The following is a 24,604-nucleotide window of genomic DNA, read 5'->3' on the forward strand; positions in this document are numbered from 1 at the left end:
AATGACGAAACTTTTATGTTAAAACCAGAATATTAAAAATTCCCCTCTAGTCATACATGGCATGGTTTCTCTTGCTGGATACGAAGAGTTCAGGCAAATTGTTGTGGTGCAGAGTTTGACTTGAAAATTCTGACCTGGGTTGAGAAAAAATCGCCTCAAGATATTTTTGAATTATTAAAAGTTGCCCTAGAACATGGCTTTATTTTTTCCTTATCCGAAGCCGATGGAAATTTGCTGATTCATTCTTATAAATTTGGACATGATCGGATTCAACAAGCTGCATATTCGTTAATTAGTGACCATCAAAAAAAAGAACTGAATCTGAGAATTGGTCGGCTGTTGTTGGAAAAGCTCTCTAGCCAAGAACGAACTGAAAAACTTTTTGAAATCGTCGATCGCTTGAATGCAGGTCGGTCGCTGATCACCGATGTAGCCGAACGGTTAGAGTTAGTCAAGTTAAACCTGTTAGCCGGGAAACAAGCCAAAAATGCCACGGCTTATGGGGCAGCTAGGGACTATTTAGTCGTGGCAATGGAAGAGTTAACGGATGAAGCATGGTCAAGTCAGTATGATTTGGTTTTGGAGTTATATAAAGAACGAAGTTTAGTTGAATATTTAAACGGAGATTTAGATAGATCAGAAGATCTGCTCAAGTCTACCTTGAAACAGGTGAAGTCGATATTAGACAAAGGAGAAATTTATAAACTGCTGATCATTCAATACACGCTGATGGCTCGATACTTAGAGGCGATTGAAACCGGACGAAAAGCCTTGGCGTTGTTTGGCGTGGATTTACCCAAAACTAAGCTGAAAGCGGCGCTGGATGTGGAAGTTGAACAAGCCAAACAAAACTTAGGCGATCGCGAGATTGCTTCATTGTTATCAGAACCGGAAATTACGAGTCCTGAACAGAAAATGGTATTGCAATTATTGATCAATATTGACCCTCCTGCTTATTTTTCTAATCAGGAACTCTACCCTGTTATTGTGGTTAAGATGGTCAATATTTCTCTGTGCTATGGCAATATTCCCGAATCGGCAAAGGGTTATGTGACGTATGGCATTATCTTGGGTTCGGTTTTAGGGGATTATCAATCAGGATATGAGTTTGGTTGTTTGGCGGTAAAGTTGAGTGAGCGCTTCAACAGTCCTTTTCAAAAATGTGCCGCTTGTTTGGTTTTGGCGGGTCATTTAAATCATTGGGTGAAGCCACTAAATTTAGCCAAACAGATTTTTGATGATGCCTATCAATCGGGGTTGTCATCGGGTGAATTACGCCACTCTGGCTATGCCTTAGAACATCAGTTGCGTTACTTGTTTTATCAAGGGGTAAATCTGGAAGAAATTCTGGAACTTTTGCCCAATTATTTGCAGTTTTTGCAAAAGACCAAAAATCAGTGGGCAATTGATGGCATGGTGGGATTTCACCTGGCTTTATTGAATTTGTTGGGACTGACTCAGAGTCACCTAGAGTTTCACAACGACGAGTTTAATGAATGTGGCTATTTGGAAACCTGTCGCGCTAACAATAGTTGGGCTTGGCTGTGTACGTTTAGTATTTTTAAAGCTCAACTATTGTATCTCTATGAGGAGTTTGAAATGGCTTTCGCCGCGATTTTAGAGGCTGGCAATTTTATTGATTTTGTGTTAGGTCATTTCCAAGGGGCTGAATATAATTTTCACTATTCCTTAATTCTGACCTCCCTTTATCCAGAGGCAACTGAGGACACAAAGAAACAGTATTGGCAGCAATTAGAGCGAAATCAACAGCAACTGAAAATTTGGGCGGATAATTGTCCCGAAAATTTTCAGCATAAATATCTGTTAATCGCCGCCGAAATGTCACGGATTTCGGGACATGAGTTAGAGGCGATGCGGTTGTACGATCGTGCCATTGAGTCTGCCCGAGTCAACAAGTTTATTCAAAATGAAGCTTTAGCCAATGAACTCGCTGCTCGATTTTGGCTAGGAGAAAACAAGCCGGAATTTGCTCAAATTTATATCAAAAATGCTCATTATGGATATACAATTTGGGGGGCGAAACGGAAAATTGAGGTGTTAGAAGCCAAATACCCGAAATTGTTGCGATCGCCAACAGCTCAACTGTCTATCTCAAAAACATTGAATACTTACACAACCAGCGACTCGACGAAGGGTGAACTGTTAGATTTAGCCACAACTGTCAAATCAACCAATGCGATTTCCAGCGAGATAGTTTTAGATAAATTGCTGGCAAATTTAATGAATATTCTGGTTGAAAACGCTGGAGCGCAACGGGGTATCTTGATTTTACCCAGTAGCAAGGGGTTGCTTGTGGAAGCGACAAAAGACGCTGATTCCCAGGACATTCCCGTACTGCAATCGATTCCTCTGGAGCAGTTTGAACGGCTCTCCTCAAAAATTGTCCATTATGTCGCCCGCACTTGCAAAACAGTGGTGTTAAATGATGCGACTCGTGAAGATAACTTCACCAACGATCCCTATATTCAACAGTATCAGTGTTTATCTATCGCCTGCACGCCGTTAATTAATCAAGGCAGACTCCAAGGGATTATCTATCTGGAAAATAACCTAACAACCGGAGCCTTTACCGAACAGCGCATGGCACTGTTGCGAAACCTCGCCACCCAAGCGGCTATTTCCTTAGAAAATGCCAAACTCTATGACAATATCACCACTTTAAACGCCGCCTATGAACGGTTCATCCCGGCTCAGTTTCTCAGCTTTTTAGACAAAGCGAGCATTGTTGATGTTGAACTGGGGGATCAAGTTGAACGGAAAATGACGGTTTTATTCGCCGATATTCGGGATTTTACCACCTTATCAGAACAGATGACTCCGGCGGAAAATTTTGCGTTTATTAACGAGTATCTCAGTTATATGGAACCACAAATTCAAAACCATGGCGGATTTATCGATAAATATATTGGTGATGCGATTATGGCATTGTTTCCTAATTTGGCTGATGATGCGGTTCAAGGAGGAATTGCCATGCTGGAAGCGTTAAACAACTATAATCAAATTCGACAAAAAAGGAATTTGAAAACGTTGCGGATTGGTATCGGGTTACATACGGGATTGCTAATGTTAGGAACCGTTGGCGGATTGGGGCGCATGGATGGAACGGCGATTGGCGATGCAGTGAACCTTTCCTCGCGGGTAGAAGGGTTAACCAAAATCTACGGGATTTCGTTTTTAATCACCCATCAAACCTTGGGGCGGTTAAATAATCCCTTAGACTATGACTTTCGCTTTATCGAACAAGTGAGAGCCAAAGGCAAAGCCAAAGCCGTGGGTTTATTTGAAGTGTTTTCCGCCGATCCTCCTGAACTCCGAGACGCCAAACTTGTCACGAAAGATACATTTGAAAAAGCCGTGATGTTGTATCATTTCTGTTCTTTTGCCGAAGCCGCAGGTTTATTTCAAGAATGCCTAGACTATCATTCTAGCGATCGCGCCGCCCAAAGTTATCTCGAACGCTGTCACATCCATATCAGAACCAATCCCTTGGAGTAGCAGGGGAAGCAGGGGAAGCATGTAGAGACGTGCCATGGCACGTCTGGAAGCCGGGCACGTTTGTAGGGGCGGGTTTTACGATTATCTTTTCGGTTGCACCCAAATCTGGCTAAACCCGCCCCGACTTTCGTTGGCGCAAGAGACTTCGCGTAAAAGGCTTGATATATTAAGTTTTATAACAAAAATAGGTCTTCTGCGTAGAATTCAAACCTGAAGCCAGAGTGATCGGTATAAACTCGCCAGTGACGGCTGTTCAATACAGAGAAACTGACGAAACCATTCCTTAAAAACGCTTATGTCATTCATTGCTTCACTCTTAACCACCCTTGTGGCAATCCTCGTCTTTTTGACGAGTGCCAAAATTCCCGATAAACGGACAAGCTTAACCGTGCGAGCCGTAGCATTGCTCGTTGGCGTCGTTGCTGTGATTGCCTCCGTTTTTAGAACTCTGATTATTATCCCGGCGGGGAATGTTGGTGTAGTCGAATTATTCGGAAAAGTAGATCAACGCCCCCTGAATCCAGGTGTCCATTTAGTGAACCCGTTCGCTGAGGTGGAAGATTTTTCCACGCGACTGCGAGATATCAAGGAAACCATCGAAGCGACATCCCAGGAGGGGTTAGCGTTTAATATCGATGTCTCTCTTCAGTACAGACTTGAGCCTAACAAAGCAGCCGATGTGTATAAAACGATTGGCACGGAAGAAACAGACATTATCATTTCCCGATTTCGTTCCCTGGTGCGGGAAACGACCGCTAGCTATCCAGCCGAAGCCATTTACTCGTCGAAACGACAAGAGGTTGCCAATCAGCTTCGTCAACGGCTAAGTGAACAGTTGACTCCCCTAGGTTTTGTGGTTGATCAGGCTCTGTTGAGAGAAGTTAAATTGCCAGAAACGCTGCAAGCGGCTGTACAGCAGAAGCTGGCTACAGAGCAAGAAAGCCAGCAAATGAAATTTACCTTAGAAAAAGAGCGTCAAGAGGCAGAACGCAAACGTATTGAAGCTAGAGGGACAGCAGATGCTCAAAAGCTTATCTCTCAGGCTCTTAATCCGCAATTTCTCAGGTTAAAGGAAATTGAAGCAATGGAAAAACTGGCGAGTTCCGACAATGCTAAAGTCGTGATTATGGGCGGTGGATCGGGGGAAGCGCCAGTGATGTTCCAGCTTGATTCGGCTCAAAGTCCGTGATCGTTATTGGTTATTTGTTTTTTATTCCACATTCTGTTGTTCTAAGTCCCTATGTCTGCAACACAAAAATGGTACATTGTCAAGCAAAAAAATGGACAATGCGAAATTGTTAAGAGCACTCAAGTAGAAGGTGAGGAAACCTCAGAACGCTGGGGACCGTTTGAATCTCAACAAGACGCGATCGCACGCCGAGTTGGACTAATTCGGGCGGGAAAATGTCAACCTAGATAGTACCTATCGAGCCTGAACCGATGCATTATTGGGTTGCTCGGCAATTGCCTGGTTAAGAACATCTAGAGCTTTGACATATTGGGGATCGTCTGGCGTCCCAATTTTAGTCCGATCCTTCTGCAATTCCTTGCGCTGTTCCTCAGTCAGTTCTATGACAATATCCGGCGGAATCCCTTCCTTATTGATATCACGACCACTGGGTGTCAGATACTTAGCAATAGTCACCGCTAAACCCGAACCATCTCCGAGTCCGCGTACTGATTGTACCAAGCCTTTGCCAAAGGTCTGAGTTCCGACCAAGGTTGCTCGTTCGTTATCCTGCAAAGCACCCGAAAGAATTTCACTAGCACTCGCTGAACCGCCATCAACTAGGACAACTAAAGGTTTATCCGTCAGGGATCGATTTCTCGCAACCTCTTCATTCGAGCTACCCTGACGATTCACCGTAGAAACAATCTTCCCTTTATCCAGCCACATGCGGGCAATCTCAATGCTGGAGTAGAGTAATCCGCCCGGATTAGAGCGTAAATCCAAGACGTAGCCATTAACCTCCTTGGCTTCTAACTCCTTAATCGCCTCTCGCATTTCCTGTGCTGCGATCGCGCTAAACTGATTCAGGCGAATATAACCAATCCCACCCGTGGGTGTACTCCGATAGCTATAGCGTACTGGATGAATTTCAATCCGCGCCCGTGTGATTTGATAGTCGATTTCCTCCTCATCCCGTTGAATAGTTAGCGTCACATCAGTACCCGGTTTCCCGCGAATCAGTTGCACGGCGTCATTAACATCCATGCCTTCGGTACTCTGACCATCAATCTTAACGATTATATCCCTGGCGAGAATACCTGCCTTAAACGCTGGCGTATCCTCAATTGGCGAAATGACCATTAACTTTTTCGTCTCTTCATCCTGGGCGATTTGAATCCCCACACCCGTTAATTCCCCAGAGGTATCAATTTGCATGTTTTTGAACTCTTCGGGGTCCATGAATCGGGTATAGGGATCATCGAGCTCCTTGAGCATTTCCCGAATGGCTTCGTAAGCTTCTTGCTTGTCAGCATAGGGGCGCTCTAAGTACTCAAGGCGAACGGCTCGCCAATCCACCTGATTGAAGGTAGCATCCACATACTGGCGATCAATAATTTGCCAGACTTCATCGACTAACTCTTTGGGGCTGTCCTGAAAAAAAGCCTGACTTTGAGATAAATGCAGACCAGCCCCTGTAACTGCAACCGTTGTTAAGACTACTGCGGTCGCCCCAACGACGAGGCTACGTTTTGTAATTACCATAATCCTTTCACAAGCTGGAGGAAAACGACTGCAAAGGAATTACGCTCACTCTAACACAGGCTATGCCAGCACGCTCCTGTTGCACATCTTTGTTATCCATCCTAGCTTGCTTGCCGTCCGGATGTAATGGCTGTTGAGTTTTATCTGCTGATGGGTGCTGGGAAATTCCTCCCTAGTTGCCTTGACTAAATCGCTACACTGTATACCCATCAAGGTTTATCGTCTCAGTAAATTATGGGGTGACCTTCTCACCCGCAATGGGTTGACAAAGCTCACGATTACTCTGTTTCACATCTGGATTATGATTGAGATAATCTCGCAGCCAATTACAACTTTTGGATAACAGATTCTCTAAATCTAAATTCCAGACAATTGCCATATTATCTTCAGTGCCAACAGCCAAGGCTTGACCATCCTGGCTCCAACTCACACTTGTGACGCGCCCCTCCTCAGCTTCCCAGGTTTTCACTAAAGTATCATCCAGCCGCCAGATTTGTACCCGATTATCCCAACTTGTGGTGGCTAGAATATTTCCCCTAGGACTGAACTGAACCCGCGCCACACTATCAGTAGACCCTTTCAGCGTGGTTTGCAGTTTACCCTGGCGATTCCAGACTTTTACCGTATTGTCATAACTAGCTGACGCTAATAACTCGGAGTCTGCGGAGAAGCTGACATCTAAAACCCAGTTACTATGACCCTTCAAGGTTTTCAGTAATTCTCCATTTACCGTCCACAACTTTACGGTTTGGTCATCACTAGCAGACGCCAATAGCTGACCATCGGGACTAAAACTCACCCCATTGACGCGGGATTGATGTCCCTTTAATGTTTTAATCAAAACTCCATCCCTTGTCCAAAGTTTAACCGTTTTATCCCGACTCGCTGAGGCAAGCTGTTGAGAATCAGGACTAAAACTAACATCCAAGACCCAATCCTGATGACCATTTAACACCTTAAGGAATTGTCCCTGTCGATTCCAAAGCCGAATCGTACCATCTCGACTAGCTGAAGCAATGCGTTCACCGTCAGGACTAAAACTAACGCTATAAATCCGTTCAGTATGTCCGTTTAAAGTAGAAAGCAGTTGACCCAGGCGATTCCAAACTTTGACAGTTTTATCGTTACTCGCCGTCGCAATCATTTCTCCATCAGGAGAAAAGGTAACATCTACCACATCATCGTCATGCCCTCGTAAAATTAACTGAGACTGTTGACGAAGTTGCCAAAGTTTGATGGTTTTATCATAGCTAGCAGACGCGAGGATGACAGGAGTTGCTGGTGAGTTTGGAGTTTCTTGTGCCTGTTTTGTGGGACTAAAACTTACAGCAGTTACTCTATCGCTGTGTCCTTTAAAGGTTTTCAGTAACATCCCGTCGCGATTCCACAGTCTCACCGTATTATCGGCACTTGCTGCTGCAATCAACTGACTGTCGGCGCTAAATGTCACGTTCAACACCCAGCGTTCCGGCTGGGATAGGGTTTTGATGAGCTGACCCTGAGTATTCCACAGTTTCACGGTGCGATCATCGCTAGCTGAGGCAATCAATTGACCATCGGGACTAAACGCGACGCTGTTAACCTTACCCTTGTGTCCCGTGAGGGTTTTCCACAGTTGACCATCTTCTGTCCACAATTTGATGGTTTGATCGCTTCCGGCGGAAGCCAGGATCTCACCATTGGGACTAAAACTAACCCATTGCGCTCCGTTTTTGTGAGCCGAAATGGTACGGATTAACTGACCATCCACTTGCCACAGTCGCACCATACCATCCGCACCTGTGGAGGCTAAGCGTTTACCGTTGGGACTAAAGGTAACGCTGTAAATATAATCGTTATGCCCGCTCAGAGTGCGGACGAGGGTGCCATCACGACGCCAAAGCTTGACCGTACCATCCCAACTACTCGATGCAATGAGCTGGCTATCTGGACTAAACGAAACACTGGTGACGCTATCTTGATGCCCTTGCAGGGTAGTGACCAAAGTGCCATCAGGACGCCATAATTTCACCCTACCATCGCGGCTGGCTGAGGCAATCAGTTCTCCATCAGGAGAAAAGCTCACATCCCAGACGATATCACTATGTCCTTCTAAACGATTTCGCTCCGTCACCGAGTCTACGGCTTGGGAGAGGGCGGCAATCACTTGCAGGTGGGTATCTGGTTCAACCTTTACGGCAACGTGCTTAAGCTGTCTAGCGGCTCTTAGCCCTTCCAGCAGAGCATCAAATTCCTTTCCGGAAGCAAATAGAGCTTCTGAGGACGCACTAATCGCACCCAATTGTGCATTAAACGTCAGAGTCTCAGCACGTCGGCGTTGCACCTCAGCCCGCCACCCTAAACCCCCAGCCGTAACTGCCAGAACTGCCATCGCCATACCGACGGCGATGGCACCCAGTCGCTGTTTGCGAATTCGTAAGAGTTCCATCTGACTATTCTGTAGCCGTGTCACAAGAGTGAGCTTGCGGCGTTTTTTGTAATGGTGGCGGATGGGTGCGACTAAGTAATCATGAACAAGCTGATATCGATCCTCTGGTTCATCGGGCAGGCGAAATAACAATCCGGCGCCGACCAAAATCTCCAGAATTAGGGGAAGTGGGGGTAGCGAGTTGGCAATAGAGGGGGACGGTGTTTGTCCCATATCCAAATCCTTTGTCCCCGATTCCAACTCGGTTTGAGTTTTCAGGGGACGAGTCCCTCGGTCATCCGTCAGTGAAAATAAGACATGCCAAACCGTATCTGCGTTCTCAGATCCACAATCGGCAATGGCACTTATGAGCCAGCGTTCGACTAAGGTTGCCTTGGGATTCGTGCCTAGGGCTTGGTATTGCGCCAGGGTGGTAATTTTTTCCGCTTGTAGTTGCATACCCACCACTTGTAATTCAATCAGTCGCACGCTTTGTGTCGGTGAGGCTAAATCCTGAACCAGGGCATCAATTAGGGCGTCGTCTAACTTAAACTGAGACCCAGAAGCGAGGGTAGAAATGACATTTTTCGCTTCCTGTGGGGACAGATCACCCAGGTGATAACGAAGTTGCCGATCCAAAATATTGTTGTTGATGGCACTCAAATTGGTGTAGCGTTCGCATTCGAGCAGGTAATGCAGGTAATCTTCTCGCAGGGATAAAATAACTTTGACAAAGGGAAGATTGAGGCAATGTTCCAAAAATCCATAAAACTGGCGTCGTTGTTCTAAGTCAGTACAGACGAAAAAAAATTCTTCAAACTGATCAAAAATCAGAACGATCAGGACATTGCCATCAGCCGCCTGCTGCAACTGGTCTAGACTGGTTGGCAGTTGGGTCAGCGATTGGGGTTCTAAGGCGGTATCTGATGAGGGATAAGTGGTGCAGCCTAACCCCTGGGTGAGTTGTCGAGAAAACTCTCCCCGCCAATCACGATAGACTTTTTGCACTACGGGGATAACTTCTCTGGCGCTAATCGTGCGACTGGCTAAGGCGGGGACTAATCCCGCATGAATGAGAGAACTCTTACCAACCCCAGAGGAGCCATGAATCACCGTTAGTTTGTGATCGTTGCGGCTTAGGCGTTCCAAGAGTCGATTCACATCAGGTAATCGCCCAGCGGCGGCTATTTCCAGGGGCGATAATTGTTGCTCAGCTCGTCCAGAGAGTAAGGGTGCTGCACCGAGAAAGGTAAAAAAGCCATACTGTTGTTCTAAAGAGCGCTGTTTTTGCTTGAGTTCAAAGGCTCGTAGGTATTTCTGGTGATCAAAGTAGAGCGATCGCAGTTGTTGGAGAATGTCGAGATAAAGCTGGGGAGACTGATGGGGAGCTTTGGGGAGTAACCCCTCTACCGTTAACGCTGTCTCTAAATCCGCAATAGCAGCCGTCGATTCACCCAGTTGACGCTGGGCTTTGGCACGGATGAGTAAATACCATCCCTGATGCTGAGGCTGAAATAATTGAGAATTCTCCAAAATGTCTAACGCCGTTTGCGCGAAGACTTTGGCATCCTCCCAGTTGGATTCTTCTAATGCCACAGCCGCTAAAAAACCGTAAGCTTGTGGTAATTGAGCGGCGTTGTCTTGGGTTTGAGACTGCGCCAAAGACTGAAGTGCCAGCGCTTGTAAATCTGCCCAATTTTGCAGATTTTGCAAGACTTCACCCAGTTGAATGGTTAAATGGGCAACCCAATCCAAGCGTCCCGCCGTCGTAAAGATGTCAATCCCCCCTTGCCAAAATTCTCTGGCTCTCTCCCAACTTCTATATTTGTGATTGGGGTGTAATTGAGCTTGACGACAATAACACCAGCCTAGATGACATAGCAATATGCCAATCCGTTCTAAGGATTGTTTAGGGATGTCATCGGATACAGCACACTGAATCTGTTGCCAAACGTCTAGACTCCGTTGATACTGCTCAAGGGCAACTTCAATCAGGTCATGGCGAAAGGCATCTCTAGCCAAAATAAATTGCCATGTCGCATATTGGGCAGGTTCTAGACTCACATCACGCGCCTGCAAATCCCGTAAGGCGGATTCGAGTTCTTGACGACCCTGGCATCCTGGCGCCAACTTGAGCGCCTCATTGGACAAAAATTCACCGACATTTTTATCTAAAAGGGTGGTGAAAAGTTCCTCTGTCGTTTGCTCCCATAAGTGCAACAATTCGGCTGTTGCTAGTTCAAATTTAATCGAGGTGGCAGCCCAACTTTTAAAATCGGGCGCAAATCGAGCTAATTTGTGGAGTAATTCATCCGTGACCCATAAAACGATGGGAAAGGTAAAACTTTTAGGAAATTCGTCTCGTACCTGATTTGTGGAAATTAAGACCGGATCAATTGCCGTTACGGATTCTAGACCAAATACGAGCAAGGCAGATACCTCCTCTGGCGCGATCGCGTCTAGGATAACGGTATATAAGGTTTGACTAGATTCTTGAAGCACTAACTGTTTCAAGGGAATTCCCGTCAGCCCTTGGAGTTTCTGCCATAGGGGTTGCTTGCAGCACTGATAGTTGCAGCGAACTAAAATCAGGGCAAATTGTCCTTCAGACAAGGTGATTGCCCGAGCGAGGGTGGATAATGAACGCTCATTGGCTAAGACTATTTCTTCGGCTCTCTCTTGCTCCTTCATTCCTATCAAAATGTGACTACTCCTAGTTGGTTCTCGTTGAGGAAAAAAGTTTTACCAAGGGAAATTAATTACGGACGGCAAAAAAAAACAGAAAGCAAACCAATAATACCTCTATTGGCTTAATTGGGTCGGCTTGACTATTTTCAGTATTTACTTTTTATTAAATCCTATCTTTGATAATATAAAAACTATTAATTTAGCCACTCAAGCCACTTCTAAAATTAAAACTTAGACGCAGATAATTTAACAAGTTCTGATTCAATTAAACAGTGAGATCAACTGATAAAAATCGTGACAAAATTTTATGATAAATGTGATTTAGATCACTGCTTTGGGATTGGGGAAGTTTTGACCCTTCGCTTCGCGCATAGGGCATAGTGCGTGAGTTAACTCCCCCAGCTCCCCCCGCTCCTAGACGTTTCACGCCTTACGTCTCTACTCCCCCGACACTACGCGCTCTGGCTCACGGCGGCGACAGATTTAAACCGGGCAGTCTCGGCTAAAGCTGGGTTCACTCCAAACCAGCGACCCAAGTCATCGCGGTATTCATAGACAAACATGCTGCGTAGCAAGGTTTGATATTCTTTTTCACCTCGAATGAACTGCTGTTGAACGACCTGAAAGAGTAACTGCCATTCTGGATCCTCAACCGCTAACGCCAGATCGTCACGGTATCCCTTAATTACGCTTTCTAAGCATTCGCGAGAAAAGGGTGGATCTTCTTGTTGCAGGCAGTTATACAGCAGTCCCAATAAGTTGCGGATGTGACCCCCACTAATCCGACAGAGGCGGTCTAGGGTTTCGGGACTGTCAAAAACCTCTGGGATTAAATTTAAGCGGTCTTCCGGAGAAACCGTGGGAAAGGCACGGGCTAAAACGAGTTGTCGGAGTAATGCCATACCTTGGGGGAACTCACGACCATCTCGAAACCCGATCGGCACCATGGGCAACACTTTGGGAGCGACACCCCCTCCCAAACGATTCTTGAGGGTTTCGTACTCGTTAGAGAACATCAACGCTAAGGGTACGGTATAAACCAGATGACACCGTAAACGTCGCAATTGAGAGCCTCGGTCGATAAACAGGTATTCAGGCTGCAATCGATCCCCATGAACCCGCCTGGGATCAACCCGATCCAAATTGTCTATAATGACAACTAACCCTTGTTTCCCGCGTTGTTTAAGCTTTTTTATCGCCGGTTCAATGATTTCGGTATTAATCGCCTGTAAAATACCTTGAGTGCGAGGCTCTAGGTGCTGTCTAAGCTGTTCGCGCAATTGAGGGCTATCTTTAGTTTTAGCCGTAATTTTGGCAATGCCCACGGAAAGTTCAGCGGCTACATCCACATCGATAGGCGTCTGTAAGAAGTCGTTAATCTCGTTGAAGAGTTTGTTAAAGTACCGGGGTTGGAGATGAATCCCGATCGCTTCTAGGTTTTCACTCACCGACCGAGCGATGCTGAGCAAAATATCGCTAATATCAACATCTGCCATGTCCAAGTCTTGAGACGACTCGAAATAGACAACGTGAAATTGTTGCTCCTCTAACTGAGCCTTTAATCGAAACAATTCGGTAGACTTGCCACAGCCAATATGTCCAGTAAAGAGTTGGCAGGTGGGTTCATCCGGTGAAAGTCGCGCGATCGTTCGTCCTAAGGCTTCGATAATTTTGCCGCCCCGCACGGAGGAAAAATTAATATAGTACTGACGATCCTCTGGATTGCCCATAACTAGAGTTCTAGCTGGGTTACAGGCTTTGAAAAAAGTAGGTAGATGCAGTTTCATAAAGCAAGACTCTTGAGTCACCTGATTCAAGTAGAGAGTAAATCATTGACTGAACCCTTATGCGTAGGGGTAATACCCCCCCTTAGTATCAATAGCCCGGATGTGATCCCCCAGTTAGAGTAGTGAGGAAAACCTCACAAAAATAACTGACCCTCTAAAATCTTGTCCCCCTGTCTCCCTTATACCTTGGTAACGCCTGAGCAAGTTGGCTTGCAATAACGATTGCACCATGATATTGTAATCAGATCAATGGCATGACAAGCATCAGCACAACCAGCTTAGTCAGCCATCGCCCGGTTTGATGACAACGGCAAGAAAAGGAAACCAGGGAAGAAAAAATTTCCTCATCCGTTAAGGTTAGTGGGGCAGAATGTCAATCTCCTGGCAAGGGAAAGTAGGATGGTGGCATTGATATATTTGGAACCTCTAGCGGTAGTAGATGGCAAACATTGCATCAGTTTCCCAAGCACAAATCAGCAATCGGCGACAACAGTTACGACGCGCACGCCGAATTAAATTTTTTCAGGCTCTGTGGCGATCGCTCATGGTTGGCGGTATGGCTAGTGGTTTGATTTGGGCGATTACCTTGCCCGACTGGGTGATTCGCCAACCGGAACAGATTGACATTGAGGGCAATCAATTTCTCTCAACTCAAGCAATTCGTTCCCTGCTCCCCTTATCCTATCCTCAGTCCCTATTGCGCGTGGAACCCCAAGCGATCGCGGAGGTGCTTGAGGGCGCCGCACCCATTGCCAGAGCGACAGTAACCCGTCAACTCATACCCCCAGGATTGACCATTCAAGTGCAAGAGCGCCAGCCCGTTGCGATCGCACAGGGGATAGCTTTAGCTGCACAGGGGCAAACTCAGGTGACCTCAGAACCAGGCTTTTTGGATGAACGGGGTGTCTGGATACCCCAAAGTAGCTATCATTCTCTCAAAGCCAATGTGGAGTTGCCCACGCTGCAAGTAAGGGGTCAAAATGAATACTATCGTCCTTACTGGTCGCAAGTGTATCAGGTCATCCACCACTCTCCCGTCAAAGTCCTGGAAATTGATTGGCGAAATCCAGCTAATTTAATCTTGAAAACCGAGTTAGGAAATGTTCACTTAGGATCGGATAGTTCCCAGTTGGCGGAGCAACTGGCAGTCTTGGATCGTATGCGACAGTTACCCACTCATCTTCAACAAAGCCAAATCGCCTATATTGATCTCAAAAACCCAGACCGTCCGGTGATTCAGATGAGGATGCCAAGTGAGACATCTAAACCTGATCATGACTAACCGTGGCGGGAAGAGTGGTATAAAAGAGAATTCAGCTATGCCAATTTTGGCAACTCTTGAGGAGAGTACCCTTCAAGAGTCTTAACAACAAACAGGGGTGTTCGTTGGTTTTTCGATCGACTTACCCTATAGTTGACTCAGATTGCTACATATAACTGATAAAGTTGATTATCAACCCTGACCTATTGCAATGACGCTTAATAGTAAACTAGGGCTTGTCCATCAAAGCTCTCCTATCACGCTGAATACCGATCTTTCAGTTGGAGTGGAAAATACCCATCCCTTCAGTAACTCTGGGTTGCAGTTTGGTCAACCCCATGATTATGATTCCAAGGGGATTCCCAGGGAAGACACGAGGAGTGACAACATTTTGCCAGGTAGTGTTGCCAAAATTAAAGTTGTTGGTGTCGGTGGTGGAGGCGGAAACGCGGTCAACCGAATGATTGCCAGTGAAGTGGCTGGGATCGAGTTTTGGTCGATTAATACCGATTCTCAAGCCCTCTCCCAAAACTCCGCCGCCAAACGCTTGCAGGTGGGTCAAAAATTAACCCGGGGACTCGGTGCAGGCGGAAATCCAGCCATTGGTCAAAAAGCGGCGGAAGAATCTCGCGATGAAATTGCCCAAGCCTTAGCCGAGTCCGATTTAGTTTTCATCACAGCCGGGATGGGCGGTGGTACAGGAACGGGGGCGGCGCCAATTGTGGCAGAGATTGCGAAAGAACTCGGCGCTTTAACAGTGGGCGTTGTGACTCGTCCCTTCACCTTTGAGGGACGCCGCCGTACTTCTCAAGCCGAGGAAGGAATTGCGGCACTGCAAAGCCGCGTCGATACTCTAATCGTGATTCCCAATAATAAGCTCTTGTCGGTGATTTCTGAACAAACACCGGTTCAAGATGCCTTTAGAGTGGCTGATGATATCCTGCGTCAGGGTGTGCAGGGAATCTCAGACATTATCACCGTTCCGGGGTTAGTGAATGTCGATTTTGCTGACGTGCGAGCTGTTATGGCAGACGCAGGTTCGGCGTTAATGGGAATTGGTGTGGGTTCAGGTAAATCCCGCGCTAGAGAAGCGGCTGTGGCGGCGATTTCCTCGCCCCTACTGGAGTCTTCAGTAGAAGGCGCTAGAGGGGTGGTCTTTAATATTACAGGTGGTAGTGATCTGACGTTACACGAAGTTAATGCAGCGGCAGAAACAATCTACGAAGTGGTTGATCCTAACGCCAATATTATTTTTGGTGCTGTGATTGATGACAGGCTTCAAGGTGAGATTAGAATTACCGTGATTGCCACGGGCTTTAGTGGTGAAGCGCCACCGCCCCCACCTGTCAAAGAAATTCCCCGTTATACGCGACCGATCACACCGAAACCTAATCCGCCAACCCCTGAACCCGAACCGAAAAACCGACCGGGGCTAGATATTCCCGAATTTTTGCAACGGCGTCGTTTTCCCAGAAGTTAGGAGACGGTAGAAGGAAGAGGAAGATGGGAGAGATGAGGAGTTAACTCAAAACACTTCCTGTTAACGGTTAACTAACTGTTAACTGTTAACTGTTAACTGTTAACTGACAAAACTCATGCAAGTACCAGTAGCGCTGACAATAGCCGGATCAGATAGCGGAGGTGGGGCGGGAATCCAGGCAGATTTGAAAACCTTTGCCTTTCACTGTGTTCATGGAACGAGTGCCTTGACTTGTGTCACCGCCCAGAATACTCAAGGGGTCAACCGCGTGGATGCTTTGCCAGTCGCCGCCGTCGTTGCCCAAATTGAGGCGGTGGTGCGTGATATCGGTACTCAGGCGACCAAAACGGGAATGTTACTCAACGCTGAGATTATTAATGCTGTGGTTTCCCAGGTTCAGGGTTTAAATCTTGACCCGTTGGTGGTTGATCCGGTGATGGTATCCCGCACAGGAGACCAATTGATTGATGATCAGGCGGTAACGTCTTTGCGAGAGGGTTTGATTCCTCTGGCAACAATAGTCACACCAAACCGTTATGAGGCTCAATTGCTCAGCGGTTTGGACATTCATACCCTGGATGATATGGGAAGGGCTGCCCAACGTATTCATCAACTGGGAGCAAAAGCTGTCTTGGTTAAGGGCGGTGCGATGACGGGTAATCTATGTGGGGTCGATGTCTGGTTCGATGGAGCCGAGTTGTACACCCTGAAAACAACCTGGATTGAGACAAAGAATAATCACGGTACAGGCTGTACACTCAGTAGTGCGATCGCGGCGAATTTGGCGATGGGGAAAAACCCACTCACCGCCGTGCAATTAGCAAAGGAGTATGTGACCACAGCACTCCAATACGCTCTCGATATTGGTCAAGGATATGGACCTGTGGGGCATTTTTTCGCCGTATTGCCCCGTTTATGACCGGAAAGGGCAAGGGAGTAGGGTTAATGTTAAATAGCGTTTACTCATTGCCTAAAGAGGCGAATATTGTAAGATAGGCGTCGTATAATTAATGCCACAGTTATGGAGCTAGGAGTTTATCAGAAATAGGTTACGACTATTCCTCGATAAAATCGAAACTCTGATGACTCTACAGAGGCTTGGCAAGACCCATGAATTCTAATTCCCCAATTAATCCTTCTATGCAAAATCCGCCAACTGATCGTTATACCCCCTCAACCTCTGCCAATAATTATTGCCCTTCGGTGCCAATCTCTGTATACCGGGAACTGGCGGCTGAGTTACAAGCCGCCCAAGCCATGTTGGATTCCCTCAATGGTCAAAATCAGCAGTTGGTCAAACAAAACCAAAAACTGCGCCAAGAAGTGGAAAAAGTCCTGCAATCGAGCCAACAGCTTCAGCAGGTTGTGGATTCATTGACACCCGTCACAGGCGCCCAAATGCCTCGACGCCAGTCGATTCCCTCAGAACCTCGTCCCGCCCCGTCAATCCCTAAATCAGCCCCCTCTAGGCTAGGGGTTGATGTTCCACCCCCTCATAACTTGGAAGCCCCTTCCTCGCCTTACAGAGAAACGTTGGTGATTGAACAGCAAGAGTCTCGTTCCCGTCGTACATCCGCTTCTGAGAGCTATAGAGAGGTCAATGGCTGGGTTTTAATTGTAGCCATCATGCTGATTGTACTCACCGCATTTGGTACAGGTTTTCTGATTGTGCGACCTTTGTTAAAGAACAATCGCTGATTATCATGGGTCTTATGTCCTTGAATTACCAATGAACCATGAATCAATAACTACAGATTAGTAGAAATTGCCTGAACCGGACAAGTAGGGATACACTGCTCACAGACAATACAACGCGATCGCGTAAAGTTAAGTCGAAAGGTATCAGGATTGAGGGTTAAGGCTTCTGTGGGACACACACCTGTACACAACCCACAATCAACACAGCTCGTTTCATCAATCATAATTTCACGGTCAACCAGGGATACATTAATATCGTGCGATCGCATCCACTCAATGGCAGCATCGAGCTGATCAATATCTCCTGAGAGTTCCACCACCAGTTTACCGATTTGATTGGGTGCGACTTGGGCGCGGATAATATTGGCGGCGACATTGAAATCCTTTGCCAGTCGGTAGGTTACTGGCATTTGGACGGTGCGTTTGGGAAAGGTTAGAGTTAGCCGTTTTTTCATGGTCTTGTTAGCCTATGGAAAGGATCGTTTTGATAAAAATTGATCAGTTGTAGGTTAAATTGCCCTTAAATATGACCGCGAATTCCCCCGACTCCGGATCTCCATCTCCCCAAACACCTAAAGCAAATCTCAGCTCTCGACTGAGAAATTTTATAATTGCCTTAGTCGCCATCATTCTCGGCGTTGCTCTATTCTTAGGATTACAAACACAGACGGGTTCGGCTTCTCTTGACGCCCAAGCTGAGGAATCTACGCCCCTAGAAGTCGCACTGAGCAATGGCAAGCCCACCTTCATGGAGTTCTATGCTAACTGGTGTACCACTTGTCAAGCCATGGCGCAGGACTTAGGGGAATTGAAACAACACTACACCGACTCGGTTAATTTTGTGATGCTGAATGTGGATAACAGCAAGTGGTTACCCGAAATCCTTAACTATCGAGTCGATGGTATCCCCCATTTTGTTTTTTTAGACACTCAAGGCGAAGCAATTGCCCAAACGATTGGGGAACAACCCCGCCCGGTTTTAGAGGCGAACTTAGAAGCCTTGGTCGCGGATCTACCATTACCCTATACTCAAGGCGATGGACAAGTCTCTACATTTAAAGCGCCTGTGTCATCGTCAAAGACATCCTCAGATGACCCTCGCAGTCATGGCACTCAAGTGAAAGAGTAGTTGTTGAGGACGCCAGGAGAGCCATGTAAATAGCGTAGCAGGCTACGTCGGGGAACAGTAGCAAATAGACTCTCTTCCCCAATCCACCCTGTTAAGTAAAGTTTTTTTTACAGAGCTTTGGAAGGATAGGCTTCGCTCCATTATCTTGGATATGGGAGAGCTACTAGGCTAGTAGGAGGATAAAAATGGCAGATCAACACTCTCCAGCCAATTACACCAGCGCTGACTTTGAGAAGGCGGCACTCAGCCGATTCCGTTCTCTCATATCTTTTCTACCCAAAAATTGTAAGTTATTTCGAGAACTCTGGAATCGTTCTACAGTACTGTGTTTAGACTTTGACAATTGTCCTCACCTTCTCGATCAGGTTATGAGTCAATCTTTTTTGCTATTACTCGTAGCCCATTACTTAGGATTGGCTGACTCTGTACTGTTCCGAAGAGGTAAAAAGGTAATGGGATGGATGTCCATGATGCCCTAGAGTGTCAGTCTGTGTAACCCCAGTTAGCTGCTCTTAAAAGTTAAGAAGTTACAAGTAATAAGTCCGAAAAGAAATAGTTTTGTCCCTTTTGTTACAATGTCACCCTGTAAAACTAATATTTTTTTGTCGTTAATGTTACGATTAGTCAGGTGAGTTCTACTCCTAAAAACGCTGGTCTAGATGTTAAGGTAAAGATGGTAAAGTCAAGATAAGCATCGTACAAAAAGGCAGAAAGCAGAAAGTGGAAATCTCTGAAACTGTAACGATTTCCGTTGTGCTGCCACAAGAGTTTGTATGAGGCAGATCCTTGAGTTATTGCTTCTATAGTTTTATGACGCTGATACTTTGGTTAATCACCTTATCGATTGCCTTAATCGCTGTCTACCTTAGCATTAAAGTCACTGAAGAAATAGAACGAGTTGCTGCTGTACTCACTGCCTTAATTTGTCTGGTATTTTGCTTGTTTTTTGCGCCGATGTCGATAAAAGTAGCAATTCTACTCCTTCTCCTGGTTAGTCTAAACTACACGGTTAACCTAATTAGCCGAAATATTTCATCTGACTCTAGTTATGACGAATGACGATCTCCGCCGTTAACTTTTATTGTGCCGATGAATAAGTCATGTGAGTAGGGAGTAGGAGAAAAGGAGTTCAGGAGTTCAGGAGTTCAGTTTGAAGAACCAAACGGTAGCAAGAGGAGGCGATTGAAATCGCTGCTACACAAACAAAGTCCGCCTGCGCGGACTAGATTATAAAGGGGGTGGCTAACCCGGATTTGGTATAAGGCTCCAAACCTTGCACTTTCTTAACCTTGAATCATCCTCTACAGTTTTATTTTCAAGGGTAAGGGCTTTGTGCAGCAAGCCCTATGTAGTGGACTGACACAGCTAAAATTGTGGGATAGGTTGTAGGTTGGGTTGACGCAAGAAAACCCAACGGAATCTAGGGCTAAAGCCCTTACTACAAGCCGAATCTAATCTATCAAATTAAGTGTGCCACGCCAGTAGTACAGTAATGAGCAGGCAGCACTGTTCTACTCTTGGAAAAGCTGTATCACATCGAGTCTGAAAATGCTGTACTTCTTTGCTCACTCAAATTTTGGTGGATGTTCCCCTACCTTCACCCACATCCGACGCACCCGAATTAACTGAGGACGATTCATCTTCAATGTAGCAATTGTTGCTCGACCAATAGGCGTCAACCCTACTAATTCTGTCCCATCCTCACTCCACGTAAAATGCTCCTCCCACACTTGATGATGGGGATGAAACAAAGGAACTGTCTGCTGGGTAGTGGGGTCTAATGCTGTTTGGAAACTGGCTTTGTAGCGATTACAGGTAGGACAGGAGAGGCAGATATTCTGGAAAATTGTCTCTCCACCAACCGAACGGGGGATAATGTGTTCAAACTCAAAAATTGCAACCGTCAGAGCTTCAGCCGTGCGGCAATAGGCGCAGCAATCCCTAAAATGGGTACGAATTTGTCGCTGTAGCTCAACAGGAATATAAGCGCTCACGCCACCGTTGCCATTGTTTCTAAGCAGTGTAGAGTATATCTAGCTCTAGTTTTAAGGATTGTTAGTTGATCGACTTGTGCTAGGAGACGGTCTAGATTTGCAATTTCGTCGGCAGAGAGTTGAGATTCTGCGTTCTGAACTAGCAAATCGTTCAATTGATTTTGTGCTGCGGGAGCTAGCTTACTATCGGCTAACGCTTGCAGTTCATCTTGGCTTAAGCTAATTAAGCACTCGTCATCCAGAGCTAATGGGTTTGCTAGTCGATTGTAGGCTTCCAAATCTAACCAGACGCCAACTCGCTCTCCTTGCTCGTTGGTAATGTAACGCACTTGCTCAGACATGGGTTTTCTCTCTCGGTCTTTGGATTCATCGTAGCTTATGGGAGTGAGAGCGATCGCTCTACTCAATCGGGTTGTATGGAAGAATGGAGCGATGACGACACTGAATCAGAAGAACAAGCAAATTGAGAAGCAGCCCTTGGACTATTACTTGAATCTTCAGTATCCAGTAACACTTTACCCCGCTTCTGAGGGGGGATATGTGGCTCAGATTAAAAACTTGCCTGGATGTCTAACTCAAGGTGAAACGTTGGATGAAACGATCGCAAACATAAATGAGGCGCGGGAGTTGTGGATTGAGACAGCTTATGAAGCTGGGGATGAGATTCCGTTACCCAGCACTGATAATACCTACAGTGGGAAGTTACTCCTGCGGATGCCTAAATCTCTGCATCGTCGTTTGGCTGAGAAGGCTGATAGGGAAAATGTGAGTCTCAATCAATATATAGTGTCTGTGTTGAGTAGGGGATGAGAGGCTTAGGGGTGCGATCGCTTCTCGTGCTGCCTCAACTTTGGGGGAGTAGACTTCGAGGAGGATGGTGCGATCGCGCCGTTGGCATTTCCGAACATCCGGGTATCCGTCGAGAGACTTTTGGTTTGAGCAAGATTCCTCAGTTGTTTGCATTCGACCTCAGAAGGCTGTAGCACTTCCTACCAGTAAAGAAAAAGCTGAGCTATGGTATGTACTGGAACTATGGGGCTGTTTCTAGATGGAAAAACAGGAGTTTATTGACCTGCTTAACCAGGGGGTAGATAGTTGGAACTGAGGTACAAAAAATAATGGCAGAAACTCCTAAATACGACCTGCGTGGCTCAAAATTCGGTGGTGGCTTTGCAGGAGATGGAGGTACACAGATAGGTGAAATTCTAAACGATTACTCATCTAAGCAAAGTCTGGATGAAGCAGCAGCAGAAATTCAGCAACTTTTGAAGCAACTAGAGGAGACTAATCCTACTACAACTGAAACAGAAAAAATGATAGTTGCGGCAAAGGCGGCGGATGAAATCAAGAATAATCCCACACTGAAAGCACGAGTGATGGGTGCTCTCAAATCAGGAGGTACTGAAGCATTTAAAGAGGCGGTCGATAATCCACTGGTTAACGTTTTAGTAGCGATTATCCAGGGATGGATGCAAGCAGAGTAGAAGCTTGTCCCATAGCATCATAGTTCCATTTGTCCGCCATTTGTTCGAGGGCTACAGCTTACCGAAGCTGAAGCGCAGCTTCAGCAGAGCATTGCGGAACTTGATTTCAGATGCCCTTGGTACAACAAAAGAGCGATCGCACCCATATCTAAAGGACATTTGCGTAAACACAGGTATAGACTATAGGGGTAAAAGTTTGATGTAGTCTTGTTAGCGTAGGTACAAGTGTCCAGTTTGCTTGACAGAATTACAGTCAATCCCAAGCAGTGTGGTGGTCGTCCTTGCATCCGTGGGATGAGAATCAGGGTGTCGGATGTATTAGATTTACTCGCTGCTCGTTTAAGCTTTGAGCAAATCTTAGAAGAAATGCCAGACCTTGAGATGGACGATCTCAAGGCAGCTTTACTCTATGCAGCACGTAAAGTCGATCATCCAGTGCTTGCGGCATGATTATCTGGCTCAATGCCCAACTGCCGCCTGCTATTGCTGCTTGGATTACTGCTACCTTCGGTATAACAACTATAGCTGTGCGCGATCTTGGGTTGAGAGACGCAGAGGATCGTGAAATTTTTGAGGCGGCGAAGGCTCAGGGGGTAGTTGTGATGACCAAAGATAGAGATTTTGTCGAATTAGTTGAACGATATGGTTCACCTCCACAGGTGATTTGGCTGACTTGTGGCAATACGTCTAATGCACGGCTTAAAGAAATCCTCACTGCCACTTTGCCAGATGCTCTCGAACTGTTGCGATCGGGCGAAAGGCTTGTAGAAATCACTGGCAATTAGATATATCGCATCTCATTAGTTTTCTTCAGCGCTAGGAATCACTCCAGCCCAAATAATCTGCTCACTTGTCAGAGTCAACTCTGGGAAAGTGCCTGAAACAATCTGCTCAACACCAGCAAACTCCGCACCTTCATACAATTCCTCAACCAGGGTGAAAATCGTCACCTTTGATGTCAGTGGGTCAACGACCCAGTATTCTGGAATGTTTAAAACGTTGTACTCAACCCGCTTAGCCCGATAATCGGCGGTCTTTGTCGATTCGCTAACGACTTCTATCACTAAAATCGGAGGAGGTTCGTTGAGTTCAATAACAGCCTCGCGGGTTCTTAATTCGCGCCACTGCTGGCTAGGAATAATAGTCAAATCGGGAATGCGAGAGGTATCCCACTTGCCAGCACGAGGCGATCGCACACCAATCGCCACGGGTCTAACAATCCAGTCGCGTCCGCTACGCCCGATCTCAGCATCGATTTGCCGATAGAGAAAGTCAATGATTTCTCCATGTTGCCCGGTGCCAATACTCATTGCTACTAATTCCCCGTTCACCAACTCATAGCGGGTATCAGTCCCGTCTGAGTAGGTCAGATACTCTTCAAAGGTTAGCTTCTTAGTCGTTACAGTCATGATCGCCCCCTTCGGAGCATCTAGTTCGGTAGGCTTTTCCCCAACTTTAGCAGAGCATTGCGGAACTCTGTTTCAGATACCTCTGGCACACTCAAAGAGCGATCGCACTCACCAATGAGCAGTTAAATAGCAAAGAGTTAAAGTTTACCCTCTTGCAAAACACCAACCTTAGGTAACTCCTTCCACTCCGGCTCAATCGGTGAATAGCGGCAATAACACACAACAACCTCATCATACTCAGCCGACTCAACCGACTTGAATCGCTCAACTCGGCTCACTTCCCAGTCAGACCAACGAACATGAGTGCTAGCATCCGGGAAGTTTGGATCAACCGACTCTTCAAATCGAGCAAACTCACGCGGACGATCGCCTGGTTCTGGCAACACCTTATCAGAACAATCCAAATACTCAGCCAGCATTCGGGTTAAGTGTCCAGCAGGTTGCAATTTGCGTTCCTTCCACCCCTTCGATGAAGCTGATTCAGTTTTGAAAACAATCCATCTCTTCACAAGTTATTTCTCCCTCTCATGTTTTGGTTCGTAGGGACTAGGCGGGAACTGGGTTTCGCCCTCAAAAACACAGTTAACCTCAAGCATCGGATCGCCAGTTTCCTCAATCCTGACAAGGTTCCAGCCGTACTTATCAGCCATGTCCTCACACTTGTCAGGGTCAGTTGCGCCATGCCGTGAGACGTTCTCATCCGGGTCGTACCGTGGGCTTCTGGTCATTGGTCATTGATACTTCATTGTAAGTTAGTTTATACCAAGTTGCCGTCTAAGGTAGAATCTGTCATGGTTCGCGAAATCCTTCACTTCGGAAAGAGGACAGGCTCCGTGTAGCGAAGTATCTGTCCAGATTCTTCGCTTCGCTCAGAATGACATGATAGAACACGACTTGGTAACATGATGGAACGCAACTTGGTATTAGATTACCGTTTTTAGCGCTCACTCAGGGTGCAGGAGAACCATCGCGGCTGCTACTTTTGAGCAACGGAAACGCAATCACATCCCGAATACTCGCCGAATCCGTTAATAACAT

24 protein-coding genes are annotated in these 24,604 nt (G+C 46.3%); 15 read left to right on the forward strand and 9 right to left on the reverse strand.

What is annotated here, in order from left to right:
• The first annotated feature begins 120 nt into the window (after positions 1-120).
• From ACLGGO_RS16190 to ACLGGO_RS16200, 3 genes are all read left to right on the forward strand, one after another.
• Positions 121-3,516: a GAF domain-containing protein gene (locus ACLGGO_RS16190; RefSeq protein WP_446420071.1), complete on the forward strand. Its 3,396-nt coding sequence runs from the start codon at positions 121-123 to the stop codon at positions 3,514-3,516.
• A gap of 295 nt (positions 3,517-3,811) precedes the next feature.
• Positions 3,812-4,705: a prohibitin family protein gene (locus ACLGGO_RS16195; RefSeq protein ID WP_446420072.1), complete on the forward strand. Its 894-nt coding sequence runs from the start codon at positions 3,812-3,814 to the stop codon at positions 4,703-4,705.
• 51 nt (positions 4,706-4,756) lie between these two features.
• Positions 4,757-4,936, forward strand: coding sequence for a hypothetical protein (locus tag ACLGGO_RS16200; protein WP_446420073.1), 180 nt, complete (start codon positions 4,757-4,759; stop codon positions 4,934-4,936).
• 3 nt (positions 4,937-4,939) lie between these two features.
• Here the strand turns inward: ACLGGO_RS16200 and ctpC are convergent, their stop codons facing one another.
• The 3 genes from ctpC to ACLGGO_RS16215 all read right to left on the reverse strand — a co-directional run bounded on the left by ctpC (position 4,940) and on the right by ACLGGO_RS16215 (position 13,111).
• The gene (gene ctpC, locus ACLGGO_RS16205) at positions 4,940-6,229 is read right to left on the reverse strand and encodes a carboxyl-terminal processing protease CtpC (RefSeq protein ID WP_446420074.1); all 1,290 of its coding nucleotides are present in this window, start codon (positions 6,227-6,229) and stop codon (positions 4,940-4,942) included.
• A gap of 232 nt (positions 6,230-6,461) precedes the next feature.
• A complete protein-coding gene (locus ACLGGO_RS16210; protein WP_446420075.1) occupies positions 6,462-11,327 on the reverse strand; it encodes a WD40 domain-containing protein in 4,866 nt (1,621 codons plus the stop codon).
• A 449-nt stretch (positions 11,328-11,776) separates the two neighbouring features.
• Positions 11,777-13,111, reverse strand: coding sequence for a P-loop NTPase fold protein (locus tag ACLGGO_RS16215; RefSeq protein ID WP_446338490.1), 1,335 nt, complete (start codon positions 13,109-13,111; stop codon positions 11,777-11,779).
• Between the two features lie 439 nt (positions 13,112-13,550).
• Between ACLGGO_RS16215 and ACLGGO_RS16220 the strand changes: the two genes are divergently transcribed.
• The 4 genes from ACLGGO_RS16220 (at position 13,551) to ACLGGO_RS16235 (ending at position 17,550) form a co-directional block, all read left to right on the forward strand.
• The gene (locus ACLGGO_RS16220) at positions 13,551-14,393 is read left to right on the forward strand and encodes a cell division protein FtsQ/DivIB (protein ID WP_446338489.1); all 843 of its coding nucleotides are present in this window, start codon (positions 13,551-13,553) and stop codon (positions 14,391-14,393) included.
• A 190-nt stretch (positions 14,394-14,583) separates the two neighbouring features.
• On the forward strand, positions 14,584-15,852 hold the full coding sequence (gene ftsZ, locus ACLGGO_RS16225) for a cell division protein FtsZ (RefSeq protein ID WP_446338488.1): 1,269 nt from the start codon (positions 14,584-14,586) through the stop codon (positions 15,850-15,852).
• A gap of 115 nt (positions 15,853-15,967) precedes the next feature.
• Positions 15,968-16,771, forward strand: coding sequence for a bifunctional hydroxymethylpyrimidine kinase/phosphomethylpyrimidine kinase (thiD, locus tag ACLGGO_RS16230; RefSeq protein ID WP_446420076.1), 804 nt, complete (start codon positions 15,968-15,970; stop codon positions 16,769-16,771).
• A 191-nt stretch (positions 16,772-16,962) separates the two neighbouring features.
• On the forward strand, positions 16,963-17,550 hold the full coding sequence (locus ACLGGO_RS16235) for a hypothetical protein (protein WP_446420077.1): 588 nt from the start codon (positions 16,963-16,965) through the stop codon (positions 17,548-17,550).
• A 50-nt stretch (positions 17,551-17,600) separates the two neighbouring features.
• On the opposite strand, the gene ACLGGO_RS16240 is transcribed toward ACLGGO_RS16235, so the two are convergent.
• On the reverse strand, positions 17,601-18,005 hold the full coding sequence (locus ACLGGO_RS16240; RefSeq protein WP_446338485.1) for an NIL domain-containing protein: 405 nt from the start codon (positions 18,003-18,005) through the stop codon (positions 17,601-17,603).
• A 71-nt stretch (positions 18,006-18,076) separates the two neighbouring features.
• On the opposite strand from ACLGGO_RS16240, the gene ACLGGO_RS16245 reads away from it, so the two are divergent.
• The 3 genes from ACLGGO_RS16245 to ACLGGO_RS16255 all read left to right on the forward strand — a co-directional run bounded on the left by ACLGGO_RS16245 (position 18,077) and on the right by ACLGGO_RS16255 (position 19,738).
• A complete protein-coding gene (locus tag ACLGGO_RS16245; RefSeq protein WP_446420078.1) occupies positions 18,077-18,679 on the forward strand; it encodes a thioredoxin family protein in 603 nt (200 codons plus the stop codon).
• Positions 18,680-18,864: 185 nt separating this feature from the next.
• The gene (locus tag ACLGGO_RS16250; protein WP_446338483.1) at positions 18,865-19,158 is read left to right on the forward strand and encodes a hypothetical protein; all 294 of its coding nucleotides are present in this window, start codon (positions 18,865-18,867) and stop codon (positions 19,156-19,158) included.
• Positions 19,159-19,489: 331 nt separating this feature from the next.
• The gene (locus tag ACLGGO_RS16255; RefSeq protein WP_446420079.1) at positions 19,490-19,738 is read left to right on the forward strand and encodes a hypothetical protein; all 249 of its coding nucleotides are present in this window, start codon (positions 19,490-19,492) and stop codon (positions 19,736-19,738) included.
• 506 nt (positions 19,739-20,244) lie between these two features.
• Here ACLGGO_RS16255 and ACLGGO_RS16260 read toward each other — a convergent pair.
• The gene (locus ACLGGO_RS16260) at positions 20,245-20,673 is read right to left on the reverse strand and encodes an HNH endonuclease (RefSeq protein ID WP_446420080.1); all 429 of its coding nucleotides are present in this window, start codon (positions 20,671-20,673) and stop codon (positions 20,245-20,247) included.
• Positions 20,670-21,014 carry a hypothetical protein gene (locus ACLGGO_RS16265; protein WP_446420081.1) on the reverse strand — a complete coding sequence of 115 codons (345 nt, stop codon included), beginning with the start codon at positions 21,012-21,014 and terminating at the stop codon, positions 20,670-20,672. Before ACLGGO_RS16265 ends, ACLGGO_RS16260 begins: the two co-directional genes overlap by 4 nt.
• Before the next feature lie 91 nt (positions 21,015-21,105).
• On the opposite strand from ACLGGO_RS16265, the gene ACLGGO_RS16270 reads away from it, so the two are divergent.
• The 5 genes from ACLGGO_RS16270 (at position 21,106) to ACLGGO_RS16290 (ending at position 22,942) form a co-directional block, all read left to right on the forward strand.
• On the forward strand, positions 21,106-21,483 hold the full coding sequence (locus ACLGGO_RS16270; RefSeq protein WP_446420082.1) for a toxin-antitoxin system HicB family antitoxin: 378 nt from the start codon (positions 21,106-21,108) through the stop codon (positions 21,481-21,483).
• On the forward strand, positions 21,480-21,656 hold the full coding sequence (locus tag ACLGGO_RS16275; protein WP_446420083.1) for a hypothetical protein: 177 nt from the start codon (positions 21,480-21,482) through the stop codon (positions 21,654-21,656). The genes ACLGGO_RS16270 and ACLGGO_RS16275 overlap by 4 nt, the downstream gene beginning before the upstream one ends.
• A gap of 135 nt (positions 21,657-21,791) precedes the next feature.
• The gene (locus ACLGGO_RS16280; protein WP_446420084.1) at positions 21,792-22,157 is read left to right on the forward strand and encodes a hypothetical protein; all 366 of its coding nucleotides are present in this window, start codon (positions 21,792-21,794) and stop codon (positions 22,155-22,157) included.
• Positions 22,158-22,382: 225 nt separating this feature from the next.
• Entirely contained in the window at positions 22,383-22,607 is a 225-nt protein-coding gene (locus tag ACLGGO_RS16285; RefSeq protein ID WP_446365061.1) for a DUF433 domain-containing protein, read from the forward strand.
• Positions 22,604-22,942, forward strand: coding sequence for a DUF5615 family PIN-like protein (locus ACLGGO_RS16290; protein ID WP_446385162.1), 339 nt, complete (start codon positions 22,604-22,606; stop codon positions 22,940-22,942). Before ACLGGO_RS16285 ends, ACLGGO_RS16290 begins: the two co-directional genes overlap by 4 nt.
• Positions 22,943-22,957: 15 nt before the next feature.
• Here the strand turns inward: ACLGGO_RS16290 and ACLGGO_RS16295 are convergent, their stop codons facing one another.
• From ACLGGO_RS16295 to ACLGGO_RS16305, 3 genes are all read right to left on the reverse strand, one after another.
• Complete coding sequence (locus tag ACLGGO_RS16295) at positions 22,958-23,566, reverse strand: Uma2 family endonuclease (protein WP_446420085.1); 609 nt, start codon at positions 23,564-23,566, stop codon at positions 22,958-22,960.
• A 137-nt stretch (positions 23,567-23,703) separates the two neighbouring features.
• On the reverse strand, positions 23,704-24,075 hold the full coding sequence (locus ACLGGO_RS16300) for a hypothetical protein (protein WP_446420086.1): 372 nt from the start codon (positions 24,073-24,075) through the stop codon (positions 23,704-23,706).
• 3 nt (positions 24,076-24,078) lie between these two features.
• A complete protein-coding gene (locus ACLGGO_RS16305; RefSeq protein ID WP_446348418.1) occupies positions 24,079-24,294 on the reverse strand; it encodes a hypothetical protein in 216 nt (71 codons plus the stop codon).
• Positions 24,295-24,604 lie beyond the last annotated feature (310 nt).

This window comes from Coleofasciculus sp. (assembly GCF_046565525.1).
Taxonomy (GTDB): Bacteria; Cyanobacteriota; Cyanobacteriia; order Cyanobacteriales; family Coleofasciculaceae; genus Coleofasciculus.

Bases quoted from the DNA above. Each gene is read 5' to 3' on its own strand.
- ACLGGO_RS16275 (WP_446420083.1), top strand. From the start codon at position 21,480: ATGAGAGGCTTAGGGGTGCGATCGCTTCTCGTGCTGCCTCAACTTTGG.
- ACLGGO_RS16255 (WP_446420079.1), top strand. From the start codon at position 19,490: ATGACGCTGATACTTTGGTTAATCACCTTATCGATTGCCTTAATCGCT.
- ACLGGO_RS16240 (WP_446338485.1), bottom strand. From the start codon at position 18,005: ATGAAAAAACGGCTAACTCTAACCTTTCCCAAACGCACCGTCCAAATG.
- ACLGGO_RS16200 (WP_446420073.1), top strand. From the start codon at position 4,757: ATGTCTGCAACACAAAAATGGTACATTGTCAAGCAAAAAAATGGACAA.
- ACLGGO_RS16295 (WP_446420085.1), bottom strand. From the start codon at position 23,566: ATGACTGTAACGACTAAGAAGCTAACCTTTGAAGAGTATCTGACCTAC.
- ftsZ (WP_446338488.1), top strand. From the start codon at position 14,584: ATGACGCTTAATAGTAAACTAGGGCTTGTCCATCAAAGCTCTCCTATC.
- ACLGGO_RS16245 (WP_446420078.1), top strand. From the start codon at position 18,077: ATGACCGCGAATTCCCCCGACTCCGGATCTCCATCTCCCCAAACACCT.
- ACLGGO_RS16265 (WP_446420081.1), bottom strand. From the start codon at position 21,014: ATGTCTGAGCAAGTGCGTTACATTACCAACGAGCAAGGAGAGCGAGTT.
- ACLGGO_RS16280 (WP_446420084.1), top strand. From the start codon at position 21,792: ATGGCAGAAACTCCTAAATACGACCTGCGTGGCTCAAAATTCGGTGGT.
- ACLGGO_RS16305 (WP_446348418.1), bottom strand. From the start codon at position 24,294: ATGACCAGAAGCCCACGGTACGACCCGGATGAGAACGTCTCACGGCAT.
- ACLGGO_RS16195 (WP_446420072.1), top strand. From the start codon at position 3,812: ATGTCATTCATTGCTTCACTCTTAACCACCCTTGTGGCAATCCTCGTC.
- ACLGGO_RS16270 (WP_446420082.1), top strand. From the start codon at position 21,106: ATGACGACACTGAATCAGAAGAACAAGCAAATTGAGAAGCAGCCCTTG.
- ctpC (WP_446420074.1), bottom strand. From the start codon at position 6,229: ATGGTAATTACAAAACGTAGCCTCGTCGTTGGGGCGACCGCAGTAGTC.
- ACLGGO_RS16215 (WP_446338490.1), bottom strand. From the start codon at position 13,111: ATGAAACTGCATCTACCTACTTTTTTCAAAGCCTGTAACCCAGCTAGA.
- ACLGGO_RS16290 (WP_446385162.1), top strand. From the start codon at position 22,604: ATGATTATCTGGCTCAATGCCCAACTGCCGCCTGCTATTGCTGCTTGG.
- ACLGGO_RS16250 (WP_446338483.1), top strand. From the start codon at position 18,865: ATGGCAGATCAACACTCTCCAGCCAATTACACCAGCGCTGACTTTGAG.
- ACLGGO_RS16220 (WP_446338489.1), top strand. From the start codon at position 13,551: ATGGCAAACATTGCATCAGTTTCCCAAGCACAAATCAGCAATCGGCGA.
- ACLGGO_RS16235 (WP_446420077.1), top strand. From the start codon at position 16,963: ATGAATTCTAATTCCCCAATTAATCCTTCTATGCAAAATCCGCCAACT.
- ACLGGO_RS16210 (WP_446420075.1), bottom strand. From the start codon at position 11,327: ATGAAGGAGCAAGAGAGAGCCGAAGAAATAGTCTTAGCCAATGAGCGT.
- thiD (WP_446420076.1), top strand. From the start codon at position 15,968: ATGCAAGTACCAGTAGCGCTGACAATAGCCGGATCAGATAGCGGAGGT.